At 37.2% G+C, this 9,612-nt stretch carries 8 protein-coding genes; 5 read left to right on the top strand and 3 right to left on the bottom strand.

The genetic code is table 11. The features are described from left to right. On the top strand, nt 1-1,186 hold a 1,186-nt coding region (locus AC22ZQ_RS09215), incomplete at its 5' end, for a T9SS type A sorting domain-containing protein (protein ID WP_318958491.1). Between the two features lie 14 nt (nt 1,187-1,200). Here the strand turns inward: AC22ZQ_RS09215 and AC22ZQ_RS09210 are convergent. The 3 genes from AC22ZQ_RS09210 to AC22ZQ_RS09200 are packed head-to-tail and all read right to left on the bottom strand — an operon-like array spanning nt 1,201 to nt 3,247. Continuing rightward, entirely contained in the window at nt 1,201-1,935 is a 735-nt protein-coding gene (locus AC22ZQ_RS09210; protein WP_318958490.1) for an FkbM family methyltransferase, read from the bottom strand. Nucleotides 1,936-1,977: 42 nt separating this feature from the next. Beyond that, nucleotides 1,978-2,496 carry a KdsC family phosphatase gene (locus AC22ZQ_RS09205; RefSeq protein ID WP_318958489.1) on the bottom strand — a complete coding sequence of 173 codons (519 nt, stop codon included), beginning with the start codon at nt 2,494-2,496 and terminating at the stop codon, nt 1,978-1,980. Further along, nucleotides 2,483-3,247: a Rossmann-like and DUF2520 domain-containing protein gene (locus AC22ZQ_RS09200; RefSeq protein WP_318958488.1), complete on the bottom strand. Its 765-nt coding sequence runs from the start codon at nt 3,245-3,247 to the stop codon at nt 2,483-2,485. Before AC22ZQ_RS09200 ends, AC22ZQ_RS09205 begins: the two co-directional genes overlap by 14 nt. A gap of 125 nt (nt 3,248-3,372) precedes the next feature. On the opposite strand from AC22ZQ_RS09200, the gene AC22ZQ_RS09195 reads away from it, so the two are divergent. The 4 genes from AC22ZQ_RS09195 to AC22ZQ_RS09180 all read left to right on the top strand — a co-directional run. Next, nucleotides 3,373-6,705 carry a cytochrome c biogenesis protein gene (locus AC22ZQ_RS09195; protein WP_318958487.1) on the top strand — a complete coding sequence of 1,111 codons (3,333 nt, stop codon included), beginning with the start codon at nt 3,373-3,375 and terminating at the stop codon, nt 6,703-6,705. Between the two features lie 3 nt (nt 6,706-6,708). Next, on the top strand, nt 6,709-7,428 hold the full coding sequence (bshB1, locus tag AC22ZQ_RS09190) for a bacillithiol biosynthesis deacetylase BshB1 (RefSeq protein WP_318958486.1): 720 nt from the start codon (nt 6,709-6,711) through the stop codon (nt 7,426-7,428). A 120-nt stretch (nt 7,429-7,548) separates the two neighbouring features. Beyond that, a complete protein-coding gene (locus AC22ZQ_RS09185) occupies nt 7,549-8,574 on the top strand; it encodes a glycosyltransferase family 4 protein (RefSeq protein ID WP_413468681.1) in 1,026 nt (341 codons plus the stop codon). A 101-nt stretch (nt 8,575-8,675) separates the two neighbouring features. Continuing rightward, nucleotides 8,676-9,612: PA domain-containing protein (locus tag AC22ZQ_RS09180; RefSeq protein ID WP_318958484.1), on the top strand; the 937-nt coding region annotated here is incomplete at its 3' end.

Genomic DNA, 9,612 nt, shown 5'->3' with positions numbered 1-9,612 from the left:
TGGGGGGTATTCAAGTACAAATAGCCTAGGTGGTTTTGATGGGTATTTGGCCCGTTTGGATTTTGCAGGTAATGTAGTATGGGATACTTTAATTGGAGGAAACGATTGGGATAGAATCGTGACGGTAAAAGCAGCTTCAGATTCTGGGGTAGTTGTATTGCTAAGTACCAAGAGTTTTGGTTCGGGAGGAGAAGATTGGTGGATGCAACGTTATGATAAAACAGGAACCTTGGAATGGGAGAATTTATTTGGGGGAGTGTACGATGATTCTCCTCGAGATTTTGAAATAGCAAATGGTATGATTTACGTGGTTGGAAGTCATTATATAGAAGACTCTGCCAAACACAAGGGATGTGTCTATTTTCTAGATGATGTAACGGGGGCTTTGATCAGTTCTGATACCCTCGAAATAGCGGGTAATTCTATTGTTAACGATATTAATATTTTTCCAAACTCTGTGAATTTCAGTGGGGCGAATTATGAAGGAGTGAAGGATAGTTCAAATATGATCTATGGTACAATTAACACTCTTGGTAACTTTGCTTATGTCGGTCAAGAAAATTGGATAGGGTATGAAGCGTCAAATTGTTTTGCTCCGTCGTATGATTCAACGCAATTGTATATAAATAAACAGGCGGCTTTTTCACCGCATATTCCTACGTACCCAGATGGTGAGGAAGATTCCGAAATCTATGCGTTTTCTCCGAGCTATAACTTTTTGTCATCATTTACTAGCTTTAGTAATTCAGGGGTTGATAAAACACAGAGCATCATCGCAACAAATGATGGTGGTTTTGCTGTAATTGGGCATCAAGAATATTATAGTGATAATAAGGCTAGTTTGTTTCTAGTGAAGGTAGGACCGAATGGGGAGTCTGTTCCAATACAGAGTCCGGATGTTGTTAATATTATTGGAGCTTCATTATCGTTAGAAAATAATGGGGTAAAAGAAGATTTAGAAGTTTACCCAAACCCTTTTCAAGATAAACTTACAATTAGGCTTGATGGGATAGAAAGCATTGATAAAATTGAATTGTACAACGCTTCCGGCATACTTGTCAAGAAAGTAGAATCAGTTCATGAAATAAATGAGTTGGATACTCAGGATGTGTTACCTGGAGTTTACTATTTAAACCTTTCCAATCAAGAATTTAGCAAGGTGGTTAAATTAATAAAGATGTACTAGCTGTTTTGTACCTTTTAGGAGTGAATAATAAAGTAGTATTCACTTCCTTCTTTAAAATGAGAACAAAACTCTTCTTCTCGTAATGAATTGTCTTTTTTTATGAATCTTTCTAAAGTAGAAATATTCATTTCTAAATTCTGTTGAATAAATACGTACAATTCCTCAGGAAATGTATTGTAAAACTCACTCGCACCCAATCCACATTCAAAAATAATGAGAGGTTTAGATTTTTTAATTGTGGCTTCAGCTCCTTTCAAAACGTTGAATTCCGCTCCCTCTACATCAATCTTAATTAAATCAATTTTAGTGTCAGTAGGAATAATGTCATCCAGTTTTTTTAATTGAACTTGGATTTTTTCAATTTCCGGATTTTTGACTTTGTAATCACGTTGTTTTAACCCACTATATGCTGGGGCATTTTTTACAAACTGAAAAGAAGAGCTTCCCTCTTCATTGGAAAGGGCATAAGGGTATATCTTGTATTTAGAACCGTATTTTTCTTCAAGCTTTGTGTAAAAGGATGGAATGGGTTCAAAAGCAAAGTGACTTTGCTCGGGCGCATTATTAATAATTAAATCAAGAATTTCTCCTTTGTGTGCACCAACATCTATACAAACAGATTTCTTGTGGATGTATTGATTAATAATCTGTTCTGTATATCTATCGTACTTCAGGTTCTGAGTAAGGTCTAAGTGAAGTACCTTGAGCACGTTTTTAATGGCTGTTTTGGTGGTTGTTTTAATGTCCATAGTGAACAATTATACGAATAAAAAATGAGCTATTCACCAGGGTTACCAGTGAACAACATCCTCTTTAAACCATTTATCTTGTACTCTTAATGTTTGCTCAATAATGTCGCGCACAGCGTGTCTACCTCCGTTAAACGGACTTTGGTAATCTGCAATCGCTTTAATTTCAACAGCTGCATCTTGGGGGCAAGCAGATACACCTACTTTCTGCATTACTGCATGATCTGGTAAATCATCACCCATATACATTACTTCACTATCTTCAAAGTTATATTTTGCTTTCAAGTCTTCGTAAACACTTAATTTATTCGAGCTTTTTAAGCAAACTTCAGTGGCTCCAAGGTTCAGAAGACGCTTTTTAACAGCTTCAGAATTTCCACCTGTAATAATTAAAACGCGCATTCCCATTTTTATAGCATACTGTATTGCGAAGGCGTCACGAGAGTTTAGTGTTCTCACTACTTCATCCTGAAAGAGAATTACATCTCCATTGGTTAAAACACCATCAACATCAAAAATTAAAGTAGTGATGTTAGGTAAATTTTCTTTATAACTTCTCATGATATTTTTTTTGTATAGAACTGCTTATTATTTGATAGATATCTTTCTTATCCCCACTAAGTTTACTCAAATGTTGATCAATGATGTTTTGATCATTCCTGCGCGCAGGACCTGTTTGAATTTCTTCGGGAGTGTTTTTCTTTAGTTTATCGACGGCGTTAAAAATGAGCGGAAGTAAGTGTTCGAAATTACCTTTACTATCTTCCAATAATTCTTTTGCCAAACTGTACATGTGATTGGTGAAGTTATTAGCAAAAACTGCTGCAAGGTGAAGTTCGCTTCTTGTATTGCTGTCTGCATACTCTACCTTTCTACTAAGTTTCCATGCTAAGTCAAAGAGTTCTTCGCCCAGATCCATGTTTTTAGCTTCGATGAAAAATGGGACTTCAAAAAGATTTACTTTTTTACCTTTTGTAAAACTTTGTAGAGGGTAGAAAACACCAACTTGTGGATGGTTAATGTCTTTAAGATTTACACTTCCACTCGTATAGGCAACCTTGTGATGAGGTGCGATCTTCTCGATAACCCCAGGAGTTTGGTCGTCATTTACGGCCACTAAAACAAGGTCGACGTTACTTTCGTTAAGCGCTGCTAAATCTTGGTAAGCTTTGATGTCAAAGCTTTGGGCAAATTCTTCTGCGTGCGTGTAAGTACGAGAATAAATTCCACTGATTTCAATCCCTTCGGCGCGCAATCCCTTGCACAAGTGCCAAGCTACATTTCCGCTCCCTATAATTGCAATTTTCTCCATTTCTGTCGATGTGGAGTCAAAAGTAGTAGTGTAGGGGAGAACTACCTAAAAAAATCTGCAATTTCTACGACTTACCCAACTGCTTTCAGTATTTTTGGCGCGGAAATGACACATAATTAAGGAGGATGGAAAAAGTAATAAGAGGTATATTTTCTATGGGAGCGATGACGCTCGGATTAGTAGCCTTTGCCGTGGCAATAGGTTATGCCACATTTATTGAATCAAGTTATGGAACACCAGCATCAAAAATTGCAGTTTTCAATGCTACGTGGTTCGAGATTTTACTGACTTACCTTTGTTTTGCACTTATCGCGAATATATTTCGTTACAAAATGTACAAGGCAGAAAAGGTAGCCATGTTCACTTTCCACCTTTCTTTTATTATCATTATAATCGGTTCTGGGGTAACGCGTTTCTTTGGTTATGAAGGAATGATGCCTATTGCAGAAGGAGAGTCTACCAATATTATTTTCACAGCTACTCCTAATGTTCAAGTTAAGATAGATGATGGAACATCGGGTGTTCAATACAGAGAAGCTCGATTTTTATCTGAAGCCTATGACAATCCTTTTGAGCAAGAAATTCAATTTGGAAATTACGCCCCTATCAATGTGTCTTACGTAGATTACGAAGAGAATTTAGTGAATGAATTAATCAGTAATGATACCACTACAGGAACCGTTTTGGAGTTTGTAGTGCGCGGACAATCCAAGTTTTTAAACGAAGGAGAAAGTATGCTTATTGGTACAGAAATTCTTGCTTATGAAGATCATACAGAAGGTTTTGTTCCAGATGTAAAATTATTTTTCGAAGGGAACACGTTGATGGCACAGTCGTTAAAATCGTTCAATCGCGTGAATATGGCTATGTTAAGCGTAGAAGATAGACAAACAGGTAATGTCGACTCAAACGCTATATTGAATGTGCCTTCGGATTCTGCAGTTGAATTTGCTCCAAGATATTTATACCAATTTACTGGCGAGCAAATTATGTTTAAAGCCAAGCACAGAAACTCGGCTTATACGGAAGTTAGATCGAATAAAAAAGATGCAGGAACGAATTATCTGACCATCAAAATAGAACAAGATGGAAAGTCAGAATTGAAAAGATTGCCTTATCAAAATGGATCAGCAATAAAAGAAATTCCGTTTCAATTTAATGGTTTAAATTATATGGCAGGTTATGGACCTGTACCCGTTGAATTGCCTTTCTATATTAAATGTAGAGATTTCCAATTGGATAGATATGCAGGTTCTGATATGGCGAGTTCATATGCCAGTGAGGTGAGCGTAATAGATAGCGTTAAAGGAGTACATAAAGATCAACGAATTTTCATGAATAATGTAATGGATTACGGCGGTTTCCGTTTTTTCCAATCGAACTATTTTCCAGACGAAACAGGTACGATATTGAGTGTGAATCACGACTGGTGGGGAACAAATATCACCTATTTAGGATACTTGTTAATGAGTATAGGAATGGTACTTTCTTTAATAGCACCTATAAGTAGGTTTAGAGAGTTGAATAAAATGATACAAAAATCAAGAGAGAAACGTAGTCAGTTAATGTCTGTTGTTGTAGCTCTTTTCTTTTCAACATTGGCATTTGGCCAAGATGCAAAAATTGAAACGCATTCTACCAATGGAGATAATGAAAAGGTAGAGTTAAGTGAAGATGCACATCAAGGGCATGATCACAGTGATCACGATGGGCACGACCACGCTGGACATGATCATACGGGGCACGATCACGCTTCACACGAAGGACATAACCATGCTCCTGCTGCTACAACGCAACAAGAAGTACCTGCCGATTTCAATTTTGAATACATCAGTGAGCAACATGCGGAAGAATTGTCTTCTTTATTGGTGCAAGACCTTCAAGGTAGAAATGTTCCCTTCCATACTTTGGCAGACAAAATGCTCCGTAAAATACACAGAGCACAAACTTTTGAAGGACATAATGCCGTACAAGTAGCAATGAGTTGGTTAATGGCGGGACCAAAATGGGTGGATAGACCTGTTGTTTATGTATCCTCAAAAATTAGAGATTCAATCCATACCGAAAAATACGCTTCTTTAAAGGAGTTATCGCAAGAAGGTGCAATAGGGAATTTCAAATGGTTGGAAGCATATAATACGGCGCACAACAAACCAGACTCTCGTAAAAACGAATTTGATAAAGAAATTATAAGACTAGGTGAGCGATTCAATTACCTCTTCAACTTCACCAACTATTCCTTCAAATACCTGAAGGTAGTACCTGTCAAAGGAGATGTAATGGCAACTTGGATGATTCCTCATTTAGATTGGGAAAAGAAAGATGAAGAAGGGATGAGTTTGTTGATGGATTATTTATCCTTAACTATTCGTTCTAATGATAGCGAAGAAAATCAAAACCAAGCCTTAGAAACTTTGGCAGCCTTAAAGAAATACCAAAGAGCGGAAGGTACTAGTGTAGATACGCCATCAGAGTCTGAAGTAAAGATAGAAATCATGTACAATAACATGAATATCTTTAAGAATACACAAAATGCATACTTGGTAATCGGTCTGTTGTTATTGATTATTTTCTTTATCCGTACGTTAACTGTTCCAACACAACGTTCAGAAAAACTCTTTAAGAGAATTTCTTTACCCTTCATTATTTTAGGAGCTATTGTATTTTTATATCACCTAGTAGGGTTGTTTTTTAGATCATACATTACAGGAGAGGTGCCTTGGACGAATGGATATGAAGCTATCATTTACATTGCTTGGATTTTAGTAATGGCAGGTTTCATCTTTATTAAAAAGAACCCTGTTATTTTAGGAGCGTCTATCATTTTGTCTGCTTTACTTTTATTTGTAACTGAATTGAATTTGTTAGATCCCGAAATCGGAAACATGCAGCCGGTATTGAAATCATACTGGTTAATGATTCACGTGGCCATAATTACTGCCTCTTATGGTTTCTTGGGCTTATCGGCAATTTTAGGATTGGTAAACATGGCTTTATACTTAGCGCGTACTCAAAAAAATGGAAAGCGTTTAAACATGAACATCAACGAGATTACTTATGTTTCTGAGATGACGATGACTGTAGGCTTGTTCATGCTAACCATAGGAACTTTCTTAGGAGGTGTTTGGGCCAATGAGTCTTGGGGACGTTACTGGGGGTGGGACCCGAAAGAAACTTGGGCCCTTGTTTCTGTGTTGACGTATGCCATCATTTTACACTTGAGGTACATCCCTGGTTTAAAAGATAAATTTATCTTTAACCTTGTAAGTTTATGGGGGTATGGATCTATAATCTTTACCTTCTTTGGAGTAAACTTTAAATTAACCGGGTTACACTCTTACGCACAAGGAGATGGAGTAGCAGAAACTCCAGAATGGGTATACACAACAGTATACATCTTTTTAGCGTTTTCTTTATTAAGTGGAATCCGTTACTACATGTTTAAGAAACAAAAATAACAGATGAGTAAAGTAGATATACTAGCTATTGGAGCACATCCAGATGATGTAGAACTGTCTTGTGCAGGAACCTTATTAAAAGAGAAAGCAGCAGGAAAGAAAATAGCAATAGTAGATCTCACGGAGGGTGAATTAGGCTCACGTGGTACCGTAGAAACAAGATATCAAGAAGCAGCAAAGGCTGGTGAAATATTGGGGTTGGAGGCACGTCATAATTTGCGTCTAGCCGATGGTTTTTTTGAACACACCAAAGAGAATTTACTTTTGCTGGTAGAACAGATAAGAAGATTTCAACCAGAAATCGTTTTGGCCAATGCTGTGAGCGATAGACACCCAGACCATGGAAAAGGAGCTAAGTTCATTTCCGATGCTTGCTTTCTAGCAGGATTGTTGAAAATTGAAACTGAGTTTGAAGGTGTGTCACAAGAAAAATGGCGACCAAAAGCTGTTTACCATTACATACAAGATAGACATATTCATCCTGACTTTGTGGTTGATGTTACCCCATTTGTTGAAGAAAAGTTTGCATCCATCTTTGCCTATGAGACACAGTTTTATAAAGCGGGTACGGAAGGACCAAAAACACCTATTTCTGGAAGAGAGTTCGTGGAGTTTTTAAAAGGACGTATGCGCGAATTTGGAAGACCAATCGGCGCTGAATTTGCTGAAGGGTACACAGTAGAACGCACTGCCGGAGTAAACTCTTTGTTTGATTTAATTTAGCCTTTGAAAAATCCCCGTAAGCATATCTTATTTTTATGCAGTTGGTTTCCGAATCGAGAGAAACCTCTTGAAGGGAATTTTATTTTAAAACATGCTACCTATATTCAGCGTTTCGCAGATGTGCACCTTTGCTTTGCTAGATCCTCTAAAGAAAATAAAACGAAGTTTGAGGTGGAGGAATCTAGTATCGAAGGAGTAAAGATTACCAAAGTTTACTACAGAAGTTCAAGTCTTCCGCTGCTGAAAAGTTTTATTAATTTGAAACGGTACATCAAAGCACTGAAAATTGCTTATGCTAAAGGGGAAAGAAACTATGATTTAGCACATGTAAACGTTGCATTCCCTGCCGGCTTATTTGCACTGCATTTAAAAAGAAAATATAAACTTCCCTATATCATTACCGAACATTGGTCAGGGTATTTATCGGCGACAAAACTTTACGAGAAGAGTTCCCTCTTTGTGAAGAAGTTACATCAGAACATTTTTAAAGAAGCCCAAAAAGTATTTACAGTTTCTAAAACACTTGGTGAAGCCTTGCAGCAAAACCAACTCATCAATGAATTTGATACCTTACCGAATTATATTGATCTAGATCTTTTTCAACCTCAATCGGAGAAATTGTCCAAGTTTACATTTGTACATGTTTCTACGGTAGATGAAGCAACCAAGAATTTCAGTGGCATCCTCCAAGCGCTTGCACAATTGAAAGAGGAGGGTTTAGGGTTTCAATTTAACTTGGTTGTGGAGGCAAATACTGAACAAGTGAAGGCTAAATTAAACGAATACGGCTTAAGTGATCTTACCAAATTGTATAGCTATATAGACGCTGCAAAAGTGGCAGAGCTTATGGGGCAAAGTCATTGCCTTATACAATTCAGTAATTTCGAAACTTTTTCTATAGTGTTGGCCGAAGCGTGGTTAACCGGTTTACCTTGTGTATATAGTAAATGTGGCGGTTTAACCGATGTTCAAGACCCTACTTTGGGAATTCAAGTAACACCTAAACAAGTGGATGAGCTCGTAAATGCTCTTCGAAAAGTAATGCTTTCTATAGAAAACTATTCACCCATTGAGATCCATAATACTTCCAAGAAATTTCTAAATCCTACACAAATAAAGGATAAATATTTACGTATTCTGTCTTAAAATTACCGTTTAGAAATTCGTAACGAAAAATTTAGGTTTTTTTAAGGCGCGCATAATTTGTTTTATTAGTTTTAGAATGCTAAAACAATATCAATAAAGTTATGAAGAAAAAATTACTATTAATGTGTAGTGTTTTGATTACCTCTTTGTCATTTGGACAGGTAATCTTTTCAGTTGAAAGTCCCGCTTCCATAGGAGGAAGTAAGGATATGACTTATGCGCCAACATCTACTTGGACAAACACTCCAGATTTAACGGACCCAACAAACGCTGTCTTAGGTACATTAGCTTTTGCTAAAGATGCATCAACTGCAGACTCATTGAACTGTATGCAAACAGTTTCTAATGTTTCTGGAAAAATTGCCATCCTTTACCGTGGAGCGTGTGAGTTTGGAACAAAAGCATTGAATGCTGAGCAAGCAGGTGCAATTGCCGTAGTTATTATAAACAATCAGGCCGGTGGACCAGTTGGAATGGGAGCTGGTAATGATGGACCAACGGTTACAATTCCAGTTGTAATGATTGGAGATCTTGATGGAGCTGCAATTGTAAGTGAAATGGAAAATGGTCCTGTAGATGTTTTCATCGGGAACAAAACAGGATACTATCCAAATGATTTAGGATTGAAAGCAGGTAATGTAGTAAGAGCACAACATTACGCTACTCCGCAATTATTAGCACAAAATGATACGGAATTTGATGTGCAAGTAGGAGCATACGTATACAACTTTGGTTCTAACGATCAAGCAAATATTACATTGAATGCAACAGTTACCTTAAACGGAACTACGCTTTACGACGAAACATCATCTGCATTTTCATTAAATGCTGAAGATTCAGTTTTTGTTTCTTTACCAGTATTTAACGAACCAACTTATGCTCAAGGTGAGTATGAATTAGTTTACACTGTTGAGTCGGGTGTTGCAGATGACTATACAGGTGACAATGTGATTGGAGCTAATTTCCAAATTACAGACAGACTTATTTCTTACGCAACATTAGACGCAAACGGATTGCCAAACAACAGTGGTGGTTTCC

This window comes from Lishizhenia sp. (assembly GCF_057456495.1).
The sequence above is the reverse complement of the archived record's forward strand: the minus strand, read 5'-3'. Positions and strand labels throughout refer to the sequence as shown.